Raw genomic sequence first — 19,189 nt, forward strand, 5'->3', positions numbered from 1 at the left:
TTGTCTAATGGCGCATGTCGCGGCTAACCAATCATCGCACGACCACGATCACGGCCATGACGGCCATCACGACCTCGAAGCGCTTCGGACGATGGGCTTCTGGATTTTCATCATTACCGACTGTATTATATTCGGCACGCTCTTCGCGACGTATGCCGTGCTCATGAACAACACGGCGGGCGGTCCGTCCGGCGCCGAGTTGTTCGAGATGCCGGGCGTCATCGCCGAGACGTTCATCCTGCTGACGAGCAGCTTCACCAGCGGTCTGGCCGTATTGTCCATGAACAGAGGCGACAAGAAGGGCCTGATCGGCTGGTTGATCGTCACCGCGGTGTTGGGCGCATCCTTTATCACGCTCGAAGTAACCGAGTTCCTCAAGATGATCGACGAGGGCGCCAAGATCTCGACCAGCGCGTTCCTGTCCGCCTTCTACACGCTCGTCGGCACGCACGGTCTCCACGTCTCTATCGGCCTGATCTGGATGGTCGCGCTGATGCTGCAGGTGGCAAAGCGCGGCATCACGCCGGTGACCAAGCGCAAGATCGGCAATATTAGCTTGTACTGGCACTTTCTCGACGTCGTGTGGATCTTCGTCTTTACGATCGTGTACATGATGGGGGTGAGGTAAGATGGCGCAGCATCATGACACGCATGCCTCGCACGGCGCCGACGCGCACGAGTCTCACGGCTCGCTCAAGTCCTATGTGCTGGGCTTCGTCCTGTCGCTCATTCTGACGGCGATCCCGCTGATCCTCGTGCTGAACGACATCGTCACCGGCAACGCCGCCGACGTCGTCCTGCTCGTGACGGCCGTCCTGCAATTCGTCGTGCAGCTTTTCTTCTTCATGCACTTGAAGGAAGAGAAGAAGCCTCGCTACAACCTGATGGTGCTCCTGCTCGGCCTCGTCATCGTCCTGACGATCGTCGCCGGCTCCATCTGGATCATGAAGTACAATATGGTGTCGCACTGATCCTTTGCGGGATAAGGCGCGGCGGATAAAGGCGAGAGAGCAGCCCATCGGGCTGCTCTCTTTTTTTGAATCGATACGGCGGCGACTTGAGGGGGCAGGAAAAACACGGTTGGGGGGAGCAAGCCGGCGCTGCAAGCGAGAACGGCAACGTTACAGGAGCGACGAAGACGCCAGAGCGTGCTGTAAGCGAGTAATGCGCGGTTGCAGAGCTTGCGCCAACGATCAGGAACGCGCGAAGCTCGTCTCCGGCCCATTCGGCAAATCCAGAATAACGGCCGACTTGTCGTCCGATTTCTTATGGCGCGGATGACGCTCGCAGTCGGGATCGAGCGCTTCCTCGCGTTCAAGCTCGTCCATGTATGGCTCTATGCCGCGTTCGTCGAGCGCGTCAACGAGCTTTTCCCATTTGCGCGGGTCGTCGTCATTCTCGATGAAATGGAACATGCCGTCGGTAACCGCGTAAATCCGAACGACGTTGGCACAGGAGATGCGCCCGTATTCCATCGTATAAGCCAGCGCAGGATCTCCGTTCATGACAGCGTAGCCGTCCGGCGCATTCGCCTTGTCGCGATTGCACTTGAACACGGGCTTCAACCGCTGCGACACCTTCTCGGCCGGCAGCGTGTCGTCTTTTAGCAGCTGCTGCTTGGCCTGCAGCGCCTTCAGGTCGAATTCGGCCACTTGATTGCGGGTCAGCGTCCGGACGCTCCCGTCGCGGTATCGCGCGAGCAGCATGCAGTCTCCGGCCTGCACGTATTCGAGATGCGTGCGCCGCCACCGGACGATTGCGAACACCGCGCCCCAGCGTTTCCACTTGGCGGCGACGTCGACGCCCGCGTCCAGCATGTGCTGCATCAGCGCCGCATTGGCGCGCAGGACGGCTTCTGCCAGATCATACTGGGAGTGATCGGAGTGGTGGGAGTGGTCGGAGTGGCCGGGGGGCTCGGACGCGTCGCCTCGATCGCCAGCGCCGAGCGCTTCGACGAGCAGCGCGGCGGCGATGCGGCCGCCCGTAAAGCCCGCTTCGTCCTTGTATGGGAGCATCGCGGACACGCCGTCCACGACGCCGTACACATGGGCTTCCGGATCGACGACGAGCGCGTCCTCGTTCGCCGAAGCGGCGCTGCCTGGTCGGGTTGCGGACATGACCTTCACGCCATAGGGCAAGCCCAGCTCCCGGTATGCCTGCTTCCAGCGGGAGAGAAGCGCCTCACTGGGGACGTCCGGCCGGAAGTCGAGCTTCAGGTACGTACGGATGGCCGGCAGGCGGAAGTCGTCCGTCTCGAGCACGGCGCACGCCTTGCCGTCCTCCTTCATCCGGTGCAGCGCCGCCAGGCTGACCGCATAGCCAAGCCCTTGACCGGCAAACGCGGGATCAACGCCGACCATATGCAAGTAGCCCCAGTCCTCGCCCCACTCCGGTTCCTGCCAGGCGCAGGCGGTCGCTACGGGGATCCCTTCGCGGCACAGGAACAGCACCCTGCCCGGCCGGTAATAAAAGTGCGATTGAATCGATTCGCGGAAGCTGCGTTCCCTGCCGAAGGCCAGCTTGACGATCCGCTCCCAATGCGCCTCGTCGCCCGGCTGAAGGCTGCGGCAGGCATATCCTTCCGGCAGCCGGAAAGGGGGCAGATCGGCCAAGCTCGCTCTACGCATTACGAGCTGCGGAAGCTGTCTCTGTTGCGTCATCGTTACGGTCTCCTCGTCGGCTTCATATGCTTGCGAAACTTGCGAAAATCGGGCATCGCCACCGGCTCGCCGCCTCTGGCGCGGGACTGCACGGACAACGGGAAGACGGCGCTCCATTCGACCGCGTCGTACACGTCGATAAGCGGCGACCGGCCGTCCCGGACGGCCAGCGCGAATTCTTCCAGCGCGAGATGGTTGGAGCCGCCGTGGCCAGCGCGGCCGCTCTCGGCGGCTTCGCGGTCGAGACGGACCCAGGCTGGCGGATCGAACGCGGCCCGATAGCTGCCGAGCGGCTCCCATACGCCTTCCGGCGCGCCGCCCCACGGGGGCGTCCGCATGGGCGAGCGGCCGTCGAGCCAGACGAGGTCCTCCTCGTCGTCATGGCGGCGGGACACGTAAGCGCCCTTCGTGCCTTGCAGGGAATAGCTATGCATATTATGCGGGCGCGGCGACGTCCAGTCGACCCGAAGGGCGATGAGCACGCCCGCCTCGGTCGTCAGGTGGGCGACGGCCGAATCGCCTTGCTTCCAATAGCCGTCCATCGCAGCCGGGTGACCGGCGCCGAATTTGTCGCGAAAATAGTGCTGCAGCGCGCGCGAATTAGAAGTGAAGGCGGACAAGCTCGCGAGCCTGTCCCCGCCTTCGCGTCCGAGCCACAGCCATTTGGCGAGCGGGCCGATCGAATGCGTGGGGTAATTGAGCCCGTCGTAATCGCGATGAAGCTCGCCCCGCCAGGTCAGCGATCCATCCTCCGTATGAACGGCATGCCGTAGATCGTGAATGTATCCGCCTTCCAGGTACGTGATTTCGCCGAAGACGCCGGCCTCCGCCATGCGCTGGACCGTCATGCTGGCGCGCTCGAAGCAATAATTTTCGGACATCATGTACGTCAATCCGGTCGACTCCACCGTCTCAACCAGCTCCCACGCATCTTCCAGCGTGTGCGCGGCGGTCACTTCGCTCAGCACGTGCTTGCCGGCCCGCAGCGCCCGGACCGCCTGGCGAGCGTGCAGCAGCATCGGGCTTGCGAGCAATACGGCGTCGACATCGGGATCCTCCAGCAGCCTATCATAATCCGTATACCCCTTCAGTTCGGGATATTCGGCCTGCCACAAGCGTACCGTGTCTTCCCGCAGATCGCAGATGGCGGACAGCCGGACGAGGTGCGACAGCGCCTCGATCGTCACCTTGAATCTACCGCCCCGGTTGCCGCCCACGATGCCCAGACGCAATGGCTTCGCATCCATCGTTACAGCCTCCATTCCTTATTTGACGGACCCGATGACGAGTCCTTTTTTTGATATGGCTCTGCAGCGCGACATAGATCGCGATCGGCGGAATCGAGGTCATGAACAGCCCGGCGAGCAGCAGCGGGTAGTCCGTGTCGAACCGCTTCAGAATCGTTGCCACCGCGACAGTCATCGTCTTCAGGTCGTCGGACTGCAGGAAAATCAGCGGCGTGAACAGATCGTTCCACCAGCCTGTCGTATTGAAAATGGCCAGTGTGACGATTCCGGGAACCGACAGCGGCATCACGATCCGCGCGAGCGTCTGGACATAGGAGATGCCGTCGATTTTGCCTGCCTCCAGCACTTCGTTCGGAATGCCGCGCATGAGCGCGACAAGCAGGAAGATGTTCGAGGGGACGGCGGTCACGGCCCAGATGAGGATGACGGATCCCGGGTGGTCGACGAGCCCGAGCCGGGACATGAGCACGAAGTTCGGGATGACGAACGTGATGCCCGGTATCGCCATCGTCGCGATGACGATCATGTACAGACCGGACCGATAGGGGAACCGCAGCTTCGCGAAGGCGAAGGATGCGGGGACGGACAGCACGATCGTCACGGCGAACGCGAGCAGCGCGTCCAGCAGCGTATTGCCGAACAGGCGAAGGACGTCGAAGCGGTAGTACAGCGCTTTGAAGTTGTCGAGGTGCCACGCGTCGGGCAGCCCGCCGGGATTTTGGAAAAAGTCGACCGAGGTCCGCGAGCTGTTCACGGCCATGTAGACGATCGGATAAAAGTCGACGATCGCGATCGCGACGAGAACGGCGTATACGATCAAACGAACGGGTAAAGCGCTTCGGCTGGCCATCGCTAACCGCTCCTGTCTGGCTAGTCTTGATAACGGTTCGACAACCGGATTTGCACCCATGACGCCAATAGCGCGATGGCGAACAGCACGATCGACAGCGCGCTGGCATAGCCCAGTTGGTCGGGCGTTTGAAACGCCTTGATATAAATCATGTAATCGATCGGCGTCGTCTCGCGTCCGGGGCCGCCTTGCGTGACGGCATAAACGAGCGAGAAGAGGCCGATGAAGCAGTAGATCGCGTTGGTCACGGTAAAATAAACGATGGTCGGCACGAGCGACGGTATCGTGATGTGGAACAGACGCTGCCACCAGCCGGCGCCGTCCAGATCGGCCGATTCAAATATCTCGTGCGAGATGGCGGACAGGCCTGATAAAAAAGATGAGCGCGCCTTGCCCGAGCGTCTGCCAATAGAAGCAGAAGATGAGCACCATAAAGGCGGTCGGCACCTGGGTCAGCCATTCCGTCTTGCCGTCGGTCAGCCCGAGCGCATGCAAGAACTGATTGACGACGCCGGATTGGGCGAACATCATCTTCATCAGCATGCCGACGACGACGGACGACAGAATCGTCGGGATATAGTAGAGCGAGCGGAAAAAGCGCCAGCCGCGGACTTCCTCGAACAGCAGCACCGAGACGACGAGCGACAAGAGCAGGATGCCGGGAATCGACAGCAGGAATACGGTGTTGTTCCGCAGCAGCGTCCATAGCTCGCCATTGGTGAATATAAACGTATAATTGTGTAGGCCAATCCAATGCGACTCGGCCCCGTTCCATTTCGTGAAGCTGTGGAAGAACGTATTGACCATCGGGTAAAACACGATCGCGGCCAGTGCCGCAAAAGCCGGCAGCAGCGACAGGTAGCCGGTCATGGATTCTTTTGTGCGAAAATGCATCGGCGGCAAGCCTCGCTTTATAAAAAAATGAGGCCTTCACGAAAAGGAATGAAGGCCTGGGCAGAGCGGACGGCAAGCCTATCTTTGTTTGTTGATCTCGTCCCGCTTCTGGTCAAGCTTGACGAGAAAATCGCGAACGTCCAGCTGCTGCTTGACGACAAGCTCGTTCATCGAGCTGATATAATCGGACAGCTCCGACGGGTAGATGTTGTCCGGCCAGAAGATGGTGGACGATTCGCCGGCCCACTCCTGCTGCTTGACGACGTACGGGTCGTTCGTGAATTCGCCCGGGTCGACGTTCTTCAGGTTCAGGAGCTTGCCGTAGCCGTCCTTGAACCGCGCGACCTGCTCTTCCTTGCTCACGAGGAAGAGGATGAATTTCACCGCTTCCTCCGGATGCTTGGACGACTTCGAGACGACGAAGTCCGCTCCCGTGCCTCCGATGCCTCCGTTTTTCACGAGGACCTCGGCGTTGAAGTCGGGGATCTTCATCATGCCCAGGTCGTCTCCGAGCGCGGCGCGGGCGTCGTTCAGGTAGCCGTAGCCGCCGAAGATCAGCGCGACCTTGCGGTTATAGAACTGCGTCTGCGGCTGGTCGTTCGTGACGAAGCCATTCTTGTACAGCTCGACATAGCCTTGCATCACCTGGAGCAGCTTCGGGTTGTTGAAGTTCATCTTCCCGTTGACGATATCGTTGATGCCGGCCGTGCCGACCGTCTGGGCGAACCAGTAGTCGAGGAAGTAGACGAAGTCGCCGTCCTGCTCGGAACCGATCGGCGTGACGCCGCTGTCCTTCAGCTTCTGCAGCATCGCCACGAAGTCGTCGTAGGTGGCCGGAGGGCTCTGCTCCGGATCGAGGCCCGCGGCCGCGAATAGCTTCTTGTTGTACAAAATGCCGATCGTGCCGTCGCTGCCGTCGGGGACGCCGTAAATCGTACCCTTATCGGCGAAGTTCTCGGTAACGGCATTCCAGCCCGTCATCGCGTCGATATCCGACGGCTTCAAGTAGTCGTTGAGCGGCTGGATGAACGACTTCAAGTCCATCGTATAGTTGCCGGACCAGAGATTGGTGACGTCGGGACCGTTGTTGGCGATGCCCGCCGTCTGGAACTTCGTCATCGCGTTCGTGCCGTCGGGAATGTCCTGGATAACGATCTCGACGTTCGGGTTGGCGGCCTCATAGCGCGCGATTGCTTTATAGATGTAGAAGTCTTCCTTCTTCTTCGTCTTGTCGTTCTCGTCGATCGTTGGATACGATGTGTTCCAGAAGACGAGCTTGGTTTTCTCTCCGGTGCTCGCGCCGGCCGAAGCGGACGAAGCCGAAGCGGACGAAGCCGAAGCGGTCCCGCCGCTGGCGCTTGCGCTGCCTGTGCCGTTCGAGCCGTTCGCGTCGTTGCTGCCGCAAGCGGACAGCAGCGCGAGGCTGCCGGCCAGCAGCAGCGCCAGCGCCTTGCGTTGATTGCTCTGCATGGTTCTGTTTTCGCCCCTTATCTGCTTATTGTTGTTGCTCCAGCATGCCGTAGTAGCGTCCCATCCAGTACGGGAGCAGGAACCACGTGCCGCTCAGCGCCGAGCCGGACGCATAGCTGACCGGATTGTACTGCACCTTGGTGTAGTCGACGTAGTCGTTGTTCAGCACGGTCGCGTTCGTGTAATTCGTGAATGCCGCGAACGGACTCGAATTGAATTTGTGAACTTGGCGCTCGTCCGGCGGCAGCGGGCGGTTCGTCGATACGACCCCTTTGCGGTCCCCGCTGATTTTCGTATAGTCGCGATAGTTGAAGTACTGGACGAGTAGCGCATCGGCGCGCATGCTGTTGTTGACCGGGAAATTGATCGGGTATTGCGGCATGCGGGAGAGCGCCCACGCGGCCGTATCCAGCTGTGCGTCCGTCCGCTCCGGATACGTTTTCTGATACAGATAGATGTAAAACGGATTCTGCTCGTCCTTCATGTTCGCCCACCATTGATCGAACACTTCGCGGAGTGTCTTGACCCGATCGGAGTTCGGATCCTCGTTCATCTCGATGTCGATGAGCGGCAGGTACGCCATCGCGAACAGATTCTCGTCGGAAAAGTTGACGGCCAGTCTCCAGTTCCCGCTCGCATGGATGGCGCTGTTGATGTCCGGGTAATCGTCGAAGTCGCTCGACAGCACGTTTTTCTTGCGCTCGATGTACTGCTTCATGATATCGACGTAGCCGATGCCGTTCGTCGCGTCGGAGTAGCTGGCGTCGTTGTTGTCGTAGCTGCCGCAGTCGGCGCGCGGCTCCCACAGCTTGCGGTAGACTTCCTGGAACAGCGCGTTGTCTGCGCCGTAGTTCGCCGGATCGAGCGAGGTCAGATGGATCGCCGTCTTGACGAAGCTCACGATCTCGTCCGCATTGACGTCGCTCTCGTACCCGCCTTCGTATTCGCCGGGCGGTACGCCTTCGGTGTTGAGGGTGTAGTCGATCTGCGGGGCGAAATAAGTGGCGTTCCACCGCGCCCAGGTCGTCGGATTGCCGGTCGCGTCGATCATCGCGAAGCCGTGCGTCACGATGCCCTTGACGATCCGGTCGGCGAACTTGATCGCCAGCGCCTTGAGATGATCGTCCTCGGCGCCGGTGCCGTCGAACAGATAGTTCGCCGCAAAGTAGAGCAGCGCCATCTGTCCGTTCACTTCGTCGGAGGATGTGTCCGCCTTGTAGATGACCTTGTAGTCGTTCTGGTTGCCGCCGTACAGCTCCGCAAGCGCCGGGTCGACCTCCTCGACGATCGGCGACTTCAGCCGCCAGACGACGCTGCCGTCGCTCTTGCTCTTGATGACCGGGAAGATGCCCTTGTCGCCGTAGTCGGCGTCGTAGGCGCGGCCCGTGGCGGCCAGGTACGCCGCCTTGGCTTCGGCGACGAGCGCCGGATCGGTAATTTCAAGCTCGTCTTTTTTCTGGGCGTCCGACGTGTCGACGGCGATGCCGTAAACGGCGCCGTTCACCGACTCCTTTTTGAACCAGAAGCCGTTCGGCTGCGCATTGCCCTCCATGATATAGGAGCGGGCGATGAAGCCGTCGCCGCGTCCGGAGACTTGCGCGAGCAGCATGACGGCCTTCGCCGCGCGCGTCGCGTCCGCCTTGGCCGCAGCCGTCTCGTCCGCGTCGCCCAGCTGCTTGGCGGTCAAATACCGATAGATCTCGCCGATCGCGTACTCGCTCGTCCACAAGCCGTCGTTGTCGTTGGTCGTCGGGGAACCGGTATACGTCCGGCCGCTGCGGGTAAACGCGACGTCCTCGCCGATCATGCCGTAGCGGTCGTTCACTGCCTTGGTCCACTGCTCGTACGTATCCGCCTTGTCCTTGAGCGAACGCATCGTCATCCTGATATGCACGATGCCCTTGCCGTTGCGTACCCAGACGCCGTGGTCGCCGTCCGCATACAAGCCGGAGACCTGATCGTCGCCGCCGTATAGATAGCGGGGGGCCTGCCAGGTATTGCGCATAGTCCCGGCTGTCGCGTTCCTTGACATTGATCCGCTGCAATCCTTTTTTCGTGCCGATCCACAGCGTATCGCCTTCCCGGGCGAACGCCGTCACGTTATCCGCGCCGATCGCCTGGACGATCTCGAGTTGACCGGGAATCGCAATAGAGGCATCCAGGCCGTTCAGCACGGCCGCCCGCTGCGTATCGCTCAAGTCGGTCGTCGCATTGAACTCGTTCAAGCTGTAATAGTCCATCTGCTTCTGATACGTATCGCCGATGACTGCAGCCGTATAGGCGGCCGTCGGCGGCGGTCCGCCGCTGCCGGCGAGCGCCTGCAGCGGAGAGACCAGGGCGAACAGCAGAACGGCGGGAATCGCTTTTAAGCTTCCGGCGTATTTTTTCACGCGCAACGGATTCATCCTCCTGTCGGTTGAATGTTTATTGGTATCGAATGCTGGAGACGCCTTGATCCGTCATCACCCACAGCTCGCGATCGGAAGCCAGCAGCGCCCGGATCGTGCCCTTGAAGTACTTGCCCTCGGCATAGATCTGCGACTGGCTCGCGTCCGTCGCGTACACGTCGAACCGCTTGAGCGTCGTGCCTGAAGCTGTCCACATATACCCCGCCGCGTCGAAAAGGTTGACGCTGCCGCTCGTTCCGGCGAGGGCCAGCGCGGACGGCTGATAGCCGTACGTATAATCGACCGTCTTCGTGCCGGCCAGCACCTGGGCGTACTCCCGCAGCGCCTGCGGTACCGTGGCGTCGGTCGTGTCGTAGAACTTGACGGTTCCGATCGGCAGCGTTTTTTGGAACGCCTGGTAGTGCGCGGCGACTTCGCTTGCGCCGAGCGCGCGCGAGTAAATCTTGACCTCGCCGATCGTGCCCTCAAAGTCGTGGATCACGTCGCCGTAAGCTTCGATATCGCCGCCGATAATCAGGTCGTTGTTCTCGTTGATCGGCAGCGGCCCGGAAGTCGCGTTGCTGCCTGCGGCCGTCCCGTTGACATAGAGCTTGATCGTGCCGCCGGCATAGTCGTGCGCCGCGTCGCCTTCGTAGACGGCGGTGAGATAGACGAGCTTGCCTTTCACATCGGCCATCGCGCCCGATTCCGCCGGGTCTTTGGAATTTTGGGTATCGAACACGAATTTGCGGTCCTCGGCCGAATAGTAGAGGGCGTAGCCGCCATCCTCGTACGTGCCCAGGATGTGGTATTCGTCCTTGGACAAGTCGCTGTCATTCGAGATCGAGACGGCGGCTTCTACGGTCAAGGCATCCTGCGTGAACAGGCTGCTGTTGTAGCCGACGCGCGCCACCGAGCTTGGCTTGCCTCTCGAACCGTCGCCGTCCAGCACGAGCGCCTGCTTGCCGAACAGGGAGTCGCTCTGCACCTTGGCGTGGTTTTCCAGTACGGCATCGTTTTTGTTCAGCGTGCTATCCTTGACGGACGTGCCGGCCACATCCGTAAAGTCGATATTCAGCACGTCCGGGGCGCTTGCGTCGTATCCGGTTCCTGCGCTTGCCGTCTTGAATGTGGAGACGAGCGCTGCGGATTCCTTTCCGTAAGCGTCCAGCGCTTGGACCGATACCGTGTAGTCGGTGTTCGGCTTGAGACCCTTCGCCGAGAAGGCGTGCGTCGAGGCCTCTTCGTACGGCGAGATGACCGACGGCGCGCCGATGAGCTTGCCGTTGACCGTGACGATATACGAATCGACCTTGGTGTCGTCGGCTGCCTTGGGCCAGGTCAGCGTGGCTGAAGAGGCGCCGACAGAAGAGACATTCAGCTTTGCGCCGGAGGCGAATGCGGGAGCTGCCGTATCCGTCGAATATTTCCGCGCGGATTGAACCGGTGAAGCCAGATCGATCGCGTACGGCGTGCCGATGACCGCGCCCTGCTTGTCCAACTCTCTTCGCTCGATGACGACCTTGTCGTCGTAAACCTTGACCAGCAAGCCTTGGGATACGGTTTTGTCCAGATAAATATCGCTGTCATTGCCGTAGCCGCCGGCCTGGACGAAGGCGGTGGAGCCGTCGTTGACGCGAATGAACCCGTCGTCCGCGTTAATTGTGTTCGGATGCTCCAGCGTATAATGCGTGTGGCCGGTAAAGAGCATGGCGTTCGGATAGGCGGCCATGACGGTTTTTAACTTGGCGTACTCGGCCGGATTGTTCCATCCCGCGCCTTCGCTGCCGTAAGTGGTGTTTTTGTACGGATAGTGCATCAGGACGAAGACCGGTTTTTTGGGGTCCGCCGGATTTCCCTTTTCGTCCGTCGCGATCTCCTTTTTTGAGCCAGGCGTACTTGGCATCCGACATCGCGCTCCGGTCGTGGTCGACGACGATGAAGTGGTAGCCCTTGACCCACGTATCGTAAAAGACGCCCGCGTTTTCGGTAGCCTTGTCGACGTTCTCAACGGCATAACCGTCCGCGTCCATGCCGGTCTTCTCGTAAAAGCGTTTGGCCGCGGCGTACTTATCTCCGCCGAACTCGTCGCCCGCCGCATAATATTCGTGATTGCCGGGGGCGATGATCGCTTTGGCGCCCTTCGGCTTGTTGGCGTTCAGGATGCGCATCGCGCTGTCGTATTGGGCAATCGTGCCCGCATCCGTCATATCGCCGTCGACGACGATCGCGTCATAGCCGCCGAGCGACCGGTACGTCTGAAGCGCCTGCTCGAACTTGGCGGCTCCGTCCACGGAGACGTCTTCGATCCCGACATGCGTATCGCTCACGACGGGGAACGTCAGAAGCGGCTCGACGTCCGGGTTATTGCCGCCGTTCGATCCGTTGCCGTTCGATCCGTTGCCGTTGGATCCGCCGCCGTTCGATCCCCCGTTGTTGCCCGAGCCGCCTGACGTCGAACCGCCGTTCCCCGGCGTCGAACCTCCCGGGTTCGAGCCGTTGTGCGTTCCTTTTTCCATCCTGGCTTTTTCCAGCAGGACGACCGCTTCTGCTCGGGTGAGGGAGGCGAGGGGCTTGAACGAGCCGTCGGCATAGCCGCCGATGAGACGAAGCTTGACGAGGGCGCCTACGGCCCCGCGGCTCCAAGCGGCGATGGAGGTTTTGTCCGTGAACGGAAGCGCGACGCTCGCGCCCGAGACGGTGTCCAGTCCGAAAATGCGGGCGAGCATGACCGCCGCTTCCTGTCGGCTGACCGTTTTTTTGCTGCGAATCGTGCCGTCCTCGTAGCCCGAGATGTAGCCGGCCTTGACCGCGATTCGGACATCCTTGTATTCCCAATTGGCCGGAGACAAGTCGGTGAAGCTCGCTTCGCCCGCATCGGCGTAGCCGAGCGCCCGATTCGCCAGCGCCATCCATTCCGCCCGGCTGACCGGGCGGTTCGGCTCCAGCTTGCCGCTCGCATCCCCTTTCAGCAGGCCGCTCTGCGCCCAGCTTTCCAGCGTGCTCTCCGCCCAGTTGTCCTTGATGTCGGAGGCTTGCGCAGGGGTTGCCAGCGCGGAGCCCAGCGGTCCCGCCCCGATCAGGGCGACCGCCAGGGCCGCTGCCGCGAGACGGCGAACCGGCCGCGCGGCGGTATTGCCGACTGTCATATCCATTCCTCCCGCATTGATGATATTTTGCTATCTTCATCATAGGAGGCGGGGCGCCTTTCGAGGACTACAGCATATGACGATGTCGTTTATCTTCGGCGCGCGGCTATCGCCGCGCATTAAGCGCCTGTAAGGCGAATGTCAACGGGGGGGTTAAAGAACGTCGCGCCGTTTATCCGGACATGCCTTTTCGTTTATCCTTTGAGGTAGCGGGAGGGAGAGACGCCTCGCGCTTTTTTGAACATGCGGGTGAATGAGCTCAGGTTCAGATAACCGAGCTTTTCGGAGATTTCGGTCAGGGTTTTCCCGTTTCTCATCATGACGATGGCTTGCTCCGTTTTCTCGTGCACGACGAACTCGGTGAAGCTCATGCTGCTGACCTCCTTGAATAGTCTGCTTAAGTAGCTGCTGTTGATGTAAAAAAACGTCCGCGATCTCCTGAAGCGTAATGTCCCGGTCCAAATGAGACTTGATATATTGCTTGATCAGCAGGACGATCTTGGCTTTGTCGCCGTCCGAGTTCGTCAGCGCGAGCGCTTGTTCCAGCCGTTCCAGCTCCTCCTCCAGCAGCGCCGCGGCGTCCTCCAGCCGTTCGGAAGCATAGATCCGGTCGACGAGCAGATGATCCGCCGCCTGTTGGCCGGCGAGCAGCTCGTCGCAGGCGGACCAGGAGCGGAACAGCAGCTCGGTCATCATGTTTTTGACGACATGCGGATGCGCGAGCGGCGGCTCGCGAAGCGCCTGCTCGAGCTCCCGGAGCTGCCTTCTGGCATCGGCGAAGCGCAGCGACTCCAGGCTGGCGGCCAGCGGTTTGCGCCGCTTCAGCGCCGCTTCCGACAGCGCCTCGAGCGTCGCTCCGTCGCCCGTTCCCTCCGGCGCGCCGTAAAACGCGCGCTCCGCCGCTTCCCGCGCGGAGGCAGCATCCGGCGCAGGCGCTTCGATCGCGGTCCGTCCCGCAAGCGCGGCGGCGGCTTCCTTTTCACGCGCCAGGTCGAGCGCCAGGCTTTGCAGAATCCCGCATAGCTCGTCCATATCCAGCGTGGACTTCAGGATGAAGTCGTGCACCTGAAGCTGGATCGCTTCTCGCATATACTTCATGTCCTGATGGCACGTCAGCATGACGAACCGTGCGTCCGCCCGCTTTCCTTTGGCGTAGCGTACGAACTGAAGGCCGTCCATCTTCGGCATCTCGATATCCACCAGCACGATATCGGGCAGATGGCGCTGGAACTGCTCGTAGGCTTCTTCTCCGTCCTGCGCCTCGCAGACGAGATCCATGCCGAGCTTGGCCCACGGGATCGTTTTGCGCAGGCCGAGCCTGACCAGAATTTCGTCTTCGGCGATCATGACTTTCATGACGGCATTCCCTCCATCTTCTGCTCGGCCGGCCGATAGGGCAGGGAGAGTTTCACTTTTGTGTATGCGCCGGTCGCGCTGTCGATCTCAAGGCCGTATGGCGAACCGTATTCCAGCCGCAGCCGCTGCCGCAGGTTGGCGAGGCTCAGTCCGCCCGGGGCCCCGCGCCCGCTGCGCCGTCCCGAGCCGCCGGGCCCTGAGAGAGCTGCGGGGGGCGATGCCTTTGCCGTTGTCCGCGACGGTGAGCGCCAGGTCGCCGCCGCGGGCGCGCGCCTCGATGCGCAGCAGCGGCTCGCCGTCGAACTGCGCTGCGAACCCGTGCACGATCGAATTCTCTATGAGCGGCTGGATCGTAAACTTCGGGATCTCCGCACGGAGCGCGTCTGCGTCGACGTCCAACTCGACGCGATACGTTCGCATCGCGCGGATCTCCTGGAATTTGACGAAGCCCATCGCGTATTCGATCTCTTCCTCCAGCGTACTGTACAGCACGTCGGTGTTGCGCAGCGTATAGTCGAGCATCCGCGTCAGGGAGAGGAGCGCTTCGGCCATCGTCGGGTCGCCGCGCAGCATCGCCATGAACCGCAGCGCGTTCAGCGAGTTGTGCCAGAAGTGGGGCCGCATCTGCTCCTGCAGCCTTTGCAGCTCCAGCATCCGCTTTTCCGTTTCGCCGCGCCGGATCGTCTCGACCTGCTCTTGGATTTTCCCGAGAAACCGGTAAATGCCGCTGTTCAGCGTCTCGATCTCCTTGAAGCCGCTGTAGCGGTAGCTGTCGGACCGCATGCCTTCGCCATCCGAATCCTCGACGATTCGGGACAGGCGGCGGATCGGCATCGTCACCTTCCTGTGCAGGACGGCGAAGAAGACGGCGATGAACAGGATCGAGACGCCCGTCGTGAGCGCCGTGATGCGCCAGGTGCTGACGCTGCTCGCATGGAGCGCGCTCGGCGGGAGGAGCGAAGCCATCGTCCAGGGCGTCGAGGCGACCTGCATATACAGCAGGCGATAGGGTCTTCCCGCAAGGCGGATGTCGAGGGCTCCTTCGTCCGCGCGTGCGCCCTTGATCGTCCGATAGATGGCGAGAAGATGAGCGGGCCAGTCTGCGATATCGCCCGTCAGCCGCTCGCTGTGAAAGAGCGTCGTCTGCTCGTCGCCGGAGAACAGGAATATCGGATTGTCCGCATTAATTTGCGCCCGATCCAGCAATCGCTCGATGAGCGTACCGTTCAGCTCGATCACGAGCAGGCCGAGCGAACGGTTGTTTTGAATGATGTTTTTGCTGACGTACAGGGCGGTTTCGGCGTGCGAAGCGATATGGTAATCGGAAGAGACGTTCCAGTGAAGGAAGTTGTTGTCGAGGGCGACGCGGTTCTCGAACCAAGGAAAATCCGATACGGTGCGGAGGAGGCGCCGTTCTTCTTCCGCGTTGATCGCGGGATAGGCGTATACGCGCTGCCGGCCGTCGAACACTTGAATGTTGACGGGCAGCCGGAGATGGTAATACTCCGCGAACGCGCTGAGCTGCCGCTCCGTATTCGTCTTCGCGCCGTACTGAAGCGATTCGATCAGTTCCGGATCATTCGACAGCGTCCGGGCGAAGTCGTCGATATAATTCAGGTAGTTGGACAAGTTGACCGATACCGAGTCCATGTTCTCGGCGATCAGCCGGGCGTACTGGTCTTCGATCGTCCTGGTAGACTGCCTGCTGACGATATAGCCTTGAAACGAAGTCAGGAACAGCAGGAACAGCGAGATCAGGATGAAGAGCAGCAGCTTCCAACTGGCGAAGAGGGAGCGAACTCCGTGTCTCCAGTTCATGGTGCGTTCTCCCCGTATTCGTATTAAAGGCTGGCGGTTAGCCGGCTTCATTATAGGAGACGAATATTATCGCAATGTTTTTCGGGCGACTTCGATCGAGAGGAGGAGTTCCGGCATCGAAGCGGAGGAAGCGGGCTCGCGCGTTATTTTGTTCCATGAAAAAAGGTACAGCCCCTGCAAATTTCGCGGGACTGTACCTTTCGTTGTACGCCCAGCATGGGCGTCATCTTTAGGGTGAAAGTCCCGAACGGGGGCTGGCGAGCGCCTACCGTAGCCAAGGGCAAGGGTGTCCGTCGCGAGGCGGAATCTGAAGGAAGCCGGAGGCAAATGCACGGGCCAAGGTATACGAACTGGATTCGAGGCAGGGTTAGCCGGATGAGTTGTCAACACACAACGAAATCCAAAGCCGCCAAGGGCTAACCCTGTAAACTCCAGTGGTCGCGGGCAGACAGATGGCGTTCTTATCTGGGGAGGCCTGCGGGATGAAAAAAAAAAAAAAAGCGAAGTCATTTCGTAACCGCAACCGGGAGGTTGCGCTGAACCCGCAGGAGTCAGCAGAGGCCATAGTACGCAGACTGTTGCAACAGCTGCGGAAGGGCCGAACCGAAAGGAGAGAGGAAACCGATGCGTTCGCGCGATGAGCAACGACAGCCGAATATCCCGCAAGGGAGCTTGCTGCAAAGAGAAGCGGTGAAGCCGCAAGGGTATGCAGGAGCGCCGAGTTCATCGCCGGCACAAGTCGCCCCTTCCTCTCGCAAAGCCAGTAACGACTTGCTGGAGCGGATGCTCGAGGGCGCAAACCTGAGGGACGCGTACAAGCGAGTGGTCCAAAACGGAGGAGCGCCCGGTGTGGACGGTGTAACGGTAGCGCAGCTACAAGCTTACCTGAAAACGCACTGGGAGTCGGTGAAGACCGAACTCCTCGCGGGAACCTACAGACCTGCGCCCGTCAGACGGGTGGAAATCCCCAAACCCGGAGGCGGCGTACGGCTGCTTGGCATCCCGACCGTGATGGACCGACTGCTACAGCAAGCGCTTCTGCAAGTGATGAATCCGATTTTCGATGCCGAATTCTCTCCAAGCAGCTACGGCTTTCGGCCAGGCAAGCGTGCGCACGATGCGGTGCGGCAGGCTCAATCCTACATCCAGAGCGGACTGCGCTGGGTCGTAGACATGGACCTGGAGAAGTTCTTTGACCGGGTGAACCACGACATGCTCATGGCCAGAGTGGCACGTAAGGTGACGGACCAACGCGTCCTGAAGCTGGTTCGCGCCTATCTGAATGCCGGCGTCATGGAGAACGGGGTTTGCCAGCGAACGGAGGAAGGGACGCCGCAAGGCGGACCGCTTAGTCCACTACTGGCAAACATCCTGTTGGACGACCTGGACAAGGAGTTAACGCGCAGAGGACTGCACTTCGTCCGCTATGCGGACGATTGCAACATCTTCGTAGCCAGCAAACGCGCCGGAGAACGCGTCATGGGGTCGGTGGTTCGCTTTGTAGAAGGAAAGCTAAGACTGAAAGTGAACCGGGAAAAGAGTGCGGTAGCCAGACCGCGGGAGCGAAAGTTTCTAGGATTTAGCTTCATGAACAACCGGCAAGCGACGATTCGATTGGCACCAAAGACGATTTCTCGGTTCAAGGACAAGGTCCGGGAACTGACGAACCGTACGAAGTCTATGCCAATGGAGGAACGGATAAACCGGCTAAACCGCTATACGATGGGGTGGCTGGGCTACTTCCGGATGGCTGCTGCGAAGAAACACCTCGAGCAATTCGATGGCTGGATTCGTAGACGGCTGCGCATGTGCCTGTGGAAGCAATGGAAGCGAGTGCGAACGCGCATCCGCGAACTAAGAGCGCTGAATGTACGGGAGTGGGCCTGTTATGTCATGGCCAACTCCCGGCGCGGCCCTTGGGAAATGTCCCGGAACATAAACAACGCCCTTCCGACCTCCTACTGGGAGGCAAAAGGGCTGAAAAGTCTGCTTACTCGTTACAAGGAGCCTTGTTAACCTTTTGGAACCGCCGTATGCGGACCCGCATGTACGGTGGTGTGAGAGGACGGAGGCTAGCCGCCTCCTCCTACTCGATTTAAGCGGCTTGACGTTTGTTCGCTTGCGTTTATTCGCCCTCGTTCCACGGATTCATATGGACGAGTACCTCGACGACGTCGGGATCGCTGTCCATGATGCAGCGCTTGAGCGCCCGGCCGATATCGTGGCCCTGCTGGATCGTATAGTGGCTCGGAATGCCGACGCGCACGTCGACGATGATATAGTGGCCGTGCTCGCGGGCGCGGACGCGGTCGATGCGCTTGATCTCGGGCTCGCTTGCGATCAGTTTTTCGTACTGCGCGAGCTTGGCGGGCGATACGTTGCGTTCCATCAGGATGTCGATGGCGTCGGTGCCCATCTCGTAGGCGAGCTTGAGCACGAGCAGGGAGACGACGATGCCGGCGACGGGATCGCCGTAAGCGGCCCAAGACCAGTCGAGACGTTCGCCGATGTAAGCCAGCCCGATCCCGATCACGGCGGCCAACGAGGCATACACGTCGGCGAGATGGTCGTAGGCGGTGGCGAGCACGCTCTTGCTGTTGACGGCGCGCCCGACCTGGATCGTGTAAAGGTACAGGGCTTGCTTCCAGACAAGAGAAACGACGGCAGCGGCCAGCGGCAGCAGGCTCTCGCTCTCCGGGGGCTCGCGGAGCGTCAGGACGGCATGGTAGCCGATCCAGAGCGCGGCGATCGCCAGGATGATGGCGACGAGCGCGGAGGCGACGACCTCCGCCTTGCCATGGCCGTACGGGTGCTCGTCGTCCGCGGGTTTCTTGGACACCATGGAGGACGTCAATGCCGCCACGGTCGCAATGATGTCCCCGGCGTTGTGAATGCCGTCGGCCACGAGCACGGGACTTGCGAAGAGCAGGCCGACGACGATCTTGAGGATGGTGAGCGCGATGTTGCTCACAAGGCTGATCCAGATGGACAGCAGCCCTGCGTTTGCTTTAGAGGTCAACGGCCATGGCTCCTTTTGCCAATCATTGTTCCGATATTTTATCATAGCGCCGCGCGCGATGCCTAATTCGGAATCGGCTGGCGGAGAGGTCGTAATTTCGCAATAAATATAACATTAACATCACGCGTATCGGCTAAACGAAAGCAAGGTGATATGAAATCAACGCAAGATGAAGTCAGGGAAGTGCTTTGAATTCATGTTTCTGATTAATTTTCATAAATAACAAGAAGGTTCATGTCAGATATCAAGCTGAAATAGTTTATTTTATGTAAAAAATATTGACATCAAATAGACGGGGGGAATATGATTCAGGTACAACGGTTGCCGACAGGCAGACGC

General features: G+C 60.3%; 16 protein-coding genes. 4 read left to right on the forward strand and 12 right to left on the reverse strand.

Annotated features, from left to right (window positions below; all coding sequences use genetic code 11):
- Positions 1 to 7 precede the first annotated feature (7 nt).
- Both cyoC and cyoD read left to right on the forward strand, forming a co-directional pair.
- Positions 8 to 628, forward strand: coding sequence for a cytochrome o ubiquinol oxidase subunit III (gene cyoC, locus OMP38_RS28920; RefSeq protein WP_277568406.1), 621 nt, complete (start codon positions 8 to 10; stop codon positions 626 to 628).
- A 1-nt stretch (position 629) separates the two neighbouring features.
- Complete coding sequence (cyoD, locus tag OMP38_RS28925) at positions 630 to 971, forward strand: cytochrome o ubiquinol oxidase subunit IV (RefSeq protein ID WP_277568159.1); 342 nt, start codon at positions 630 to 632, stop codon at positions 969 to 971.
- A gap of 222 nt (positions 972 to 1,193) precedes the next feature.
- On the opposite strand, the gene OMP38_RS28930 is transcribed toward cyoD, so the two are convergent.
- From OMP38_RS28930 to OMP38_RS28960, 7 genes are all read right to left on the reverse strand, one after another.
- Positions 1,194 to 2,660: a GNAT family N-acetyltransferase gene (locus tag OMP38_RS28930; RefSeq protein ID WP_277568160.1), complete on the reverse strand. Its 1,467-nt coding sequence runs from the start codon at positions 2,658 to 2,660 to the stop codon at positions 1,194 to 1,196.
- 2 nt (positions 2,661 to 2,662) lie between these two features.
- Positions 2,663 to 3,907 carry a Gfo/Idh/MocA family protein gene (locus tag OMP38_RS28935; RefSeq protein ID WP_277568161.1) on the reverse strand — a complete coding sequence of 415 codons (1,245 nt, stop codon included), beginning with the start codon at positions 3,905 to 3,907 and terminating at the stop codon, positions 2,663 to 2,665.
- Positions 3,855 to 4,757, reverse strand: coding sequence for a carbohydrate ABC transporter permease (locus tag OMP38_RS28940; protein WP_277568162.1), 903 nt, complete (start codon positions 4,755 to 4,757; stop codon positions 3,855 to 3,857). Before OMP38_RS28940 ends, OMP38_RS28935 begins: the two co-directional genes overlap by 53 nt.
- Positions 4,758 to 4,777: 20 nt before the next feature.
- Positions 4,778 to 5,167, reverse strand: a complete 390-nt coding sequence (locus OMP38_RS28945; protein WP_338130702.1) for a carbohydrate ABC transporter permease — start codon at positions 5,165 to 5,167, stop codon at positions 4,778 to 4,780.
- On the reverse strand, positions 5,094 to 5,651 hold the full coding sequence (locus tag OMP38_RS28950; protein ID WP_277568163.1) for a carbohydrate ABC transporter permease: 558 nt from the start codon (positions 5,649 to 5,651) through the stop codon (positions 5,094 to 5,096). The genes OMP38_RS28945 and OMP38_RS28950 overlap by 74 nt, the downstream gene beginning before the upstream one ends.
- A gap of 78 nt (positions 5,652 to 5,729) precedes the next feature.
- A complete protein-coding gene (locus OMP38_RS28955; protein ID WP_277568164.1) occupies positions 5,730 to 7,121 on the reverse strand; it encodes an ABC transporter substrate-binding protein in 1,392 nt (463 codons plus the stop codon).
- A gap of 25 nt (positions 7,122 to 7,146) precedes the next feature.
- Positions 7,147 to 9,126, reverse strand: a complete 1,980-nt coding sequence (locus OMP38_RS28960) for a hypothetical protein (RefSeq protein ID WP_277568165.1) — start codon at positions 9,124 to 9,126, stop codon at positions 7,147 to 7,149.
- On the opposite strand from OMP38_RS28960, the gene OMP38_RS28965 reads away from it, so the two are divergent.
- Positions 9,119 to 9,490 (forward strand): hypothetical protein, encoded by a 372-nt coding sequence (locus OMP38_RS28965; RefSeq protein WP_277568166.1) that lies wholly within the window; start codon positions 9,119 to 9,121, stop codon positions 9,488 to 9,490. The genes OMP38_RS28960 and OMP38_RS28965 overlap by 8 nt on opposite strands.
- 55 nt (positions 9,491 to 9,545) lie before the next feature.
- Here OMP38_RS28965 and OMP38_RS28970 read toward each other — a convergent pair whose 3' ends face one another.
- From OMP38_RS28970 to OMP38_RS28985, 4 genes are all read right to left on the reverse strand, one after another.
- Positions 9,546 to 11,240, reverse strand: coding sequence for a LamG-like jellyroll fold domain-containing protein (locus tag OMP38_RS28970; protein ID WP_338130703.1), 1,695 nt, complete (start codon positions 11,238 to 11,240; stop codon positions 9,546 to 9,548).
- Complete coding sequence (locus OMP38_RS28975) at positions 11,167 to 12,657, reverse strand: S-layer homology domain-containing protein (protein ID WP_277568167.1); 1,491 nt, start codon at positions 12,655 to 12,657, stop codon at positions 11,167 to 11,169. The genes OMP38_RS28970 and OMP38_RS28975 overlap by 74 nt, the downstream gene beginning before the upstream one ends.
- A 153-nt stretch (positions 12,658 to 12,810) precedes the next feature.
- The gene (locus OMP38_RS36710) at positions 12,811 to 14,013 is read right to left on the reverse strand and encodes a response regulator (protein WP_277568168.1); all 1,203 of its coding nucleotides are present in this window, start codon (positions 14,011 to 14,013) and stop codon (positions 12,811 to 12,813) included.
- 87 nt (positions 14,014 to 14,100) lie between these two features.
- Positions 14,101 to 15,831, reverse strand: coding sequence for a sensor histidine kinase (locus OMP38_RS28985; protein WP_277568169.1), 1,731 nt, complete (start codon positions 15,829 to 15,831; stop codon positions 14,101 to 14,103).
- Positions 15,832 to 16,455: 624 nt separating this feature from the next.
- Between OMP38_RS28985 and ltrA the strand changes: the two genes are divergently transcribed.
- The gene (gene ltrA, locus OMP38_RS28990; RefSeq protein WP_277564517.1) at positions 16,456 to 17,847 is read left to right on the forward strand and encodes a group II intron reverse transcriptase/maturase; all 1,392 of its coding nucleotides are present in this window, start codon (positions 16,456 to 16,458) and stop codon (positions 17,845 to 17,847) included.
- Positions 17,848 to 17,956: 109 nt separating this feature from the next.
- On the opposite strand, the gene OMP38_RS28995 is transcribed toward ltrA, so the two are convergent.
- Positions 17,957 to 18,850, reverse strand: a complete 894-nt coding sequence (locus tag OMP38_RS28995) for a cation diffusion facilitator family transporter (RefSeq protein WP_277568170.1) — start codon at positions 18,848 to 18,850, stop codon at positions 17,957 to 17,959.
- Positions 18,851 to 19,189: the final 339 nt, after the last annotated feature.

The organism is Cohnella ginsengisoli (assembly GCF_029525555.1).
Taxonomy (GTDB): Bacteria; Bacillota; Bacilli; order Paenibacillales; family Paenibacillaceae; genus Cohnella; species Cohnella ginsengisoli.

Excerpts from the sequence above, each read along its gene's own strand:
- cyoC (WP_277568406.1), top strand. The coding sequence starts at position 8 with ATGGCGCATGTCGCGGCTAACCAATCATCGCACGACCACGATCACGGC.
- cyoD (WP_277568159.1), top strand. The coding sequence starts at position 630 with ATGGCGCAGCATCATGACACGCATGCCTCGCACGGCGCCGACGCGCAC.
- OMP38_RS28930 (WP_277568160.1), bottom strand. The coding sequence starts at position 2,660 with ATGACGCAACAGAGACAGCTTCCGCAGCTCGTAATGCGTAGAGCGAGC.
- OMP38_RS28935 (WP_277568161.1), bottom strand. The coding sequence starts at position 3,907 with ATGGATGCGAAGCCATTGCGTCTGGGCATCGTGGGCGGCAACCGGGGC.
- OMP38_RS28940 (WP_277568162.1), bottom strand. The coding sequence starts at position 4,757 with ATGGCCAGCCGAAGCGCTTTACCCGTTCGTTTGATCGTATACGCCGTT.
- OMP38_RS28950 (WP_277568163.1), bottom strand. The coding sequence starts at position 5,651 with ATGCATTTTCGCACAAAAGAATCCATGACCGGCTACCTGTCGCTGCTG.
- OMP38_RS28955 (WP_277568164.1), bottom strand. The coding sequence starts at position 7,121 with ATGCAGAGCAATCAACGCAAGGCGCTGGCGCTGCTGCTGGCCGGCAGC.
- OMP38_RS28960 (WP_277568165.1), bottom strand. The coding sequence starts at position 9,126 with ATGCGCAATACCTGGCAGGCCCCCCGCTATCTATACGGCGGCGACGAT.
- OMP38_RS28970 (WP_338130703.1), bottom strand. The coding sequence starts at position 11,240 with ATGGCCGCCTATCCGAACGCCATGCTCTTTACCGGCCACACGCATTAT.
- OMP38_RS28975 (WP_277568167.1), bottom strand. The coding sequence starts at position 12,657 with ATGACAGTCGGCAATACCGCCGCGCGGCCGGTTCGCCGTCTCGCGGCA.
- OMP38_RS36710 (WP_277568168.1), bottom strand. The coding sequence starts at position 14,013 with ATGAAAGTCATGATCGCCGAAGACGAAATTCTGGTCAGGCTCGGCCTG.
- OMP38_RS28985 (WP_277568169.1), bottom strand. The coding sequence starts at position 15,831 with ATGAACTGGAGACACGGAGTTCGCTCCCTCTTCGCCAGTTGGAAGCTG.
- ltrA (WP_277564517.1), top strand. The coding sequence starts at position 16,456 with ATGCGTTCGCGCGATGAGCAACGACAGCCGAATATCCCGCAAGGGAGC.